Raw genomic sequence first — 308 nt, forward strand, 5'->3', positions numbered from 1 at the left:
TTGTTGAGGGCTTAGTCAGCGTTAGGTTGGGTAAAATTGAATACGCTATCGCAGCCGGTGATACCTTTTGGCTTCCTGCAAACTGCTTGTCTGCTTTAAGCTACTTTCCTAATAGTCGATGCAAGGTTATCGAAGCGTCACAACGTTTAAGCAAGCCCTTTCCGCATCAAGCAGGCTACGTGAAACCTAACACGCTGGTGTTATCGTTACTCGACAAACTGTCTGAAGTATCGAGCCTATCAGAGCATCAGCAGGTTCTGCTGACTGCCTTGCAGTACGAGTTGCTAGAAATGCACCCTAACCTACAA

At 46.8% G+C, this 308-nt stretch carries 1 pseudogene; it reads left to right on the top strand.

The window, feature by feature from the left end:
- A pseudogene (locus tag AB4585_RS27325) lies at positions 1 to 308 on the top strand (hypothetical protein); the annotation flags it as partial.

This window comes from Vibrio sp. 10N.222.49.C9 (genome assembly GCF_041474985.1).
Classification (GTDB): domain Bacteria; phylum Pseudomonadota; class Gammaproteobacteria; order Enterobacterales; family Vibrionaceae; genus Vibrio; species Vibrio crassostreae_C.